This is a genomic window from Brevibacterium sp. SIMBA_078, assembly GCF_046534565.1.
In the GTDB taxonomy this organism is placed as follows: Bacteria; Actinomycetota; Actinomycetes; order Actinomycetales; family Brevibacteriaceae; genus Brevibacterium.
Map to the genome: position 1 here is coordinate 1 of NZ_JAWRYQ010000640.1, position 232 is coordinate 232.

Annotated in this window: 1 protein-coding gene; it reads right to left on the reverse strand. The window is 49.6% G+C overall.

Annotated features, from left to right (window positions below; genetic code table 11):
- A partial coding sequence (locus SB749_RS21070; protein WP_410712037.1) for a serine hydrolase occupies window positions 1-232 on the reverse strand: 232 nt, incomplete at both ends.

A 232-nucleotide genomic window follows, 5' to 3' on the forward strand; every position in this document is an offset into this window, starting at 1 on the left:
CCTCCATCCAGTCTATTAATTGTTGCCGGGAAGCTAGAGTAAGTAGTTCGCCAGTTAATAGTTTGCGCAACGTTGTTGCCATTGCTGCAGGCATCGTGGTGTCACGCTCGTCGTTTGGTATGGCTTCATTCAGCTCCGGTTCCCAACGATCAAGGCGAGTTACATGATCCCCCATGTTGTGCAAAAAAGCGGTTAGCTCCTTCGGTCCTCCGATCGTTGTCAGAAGTAAGTT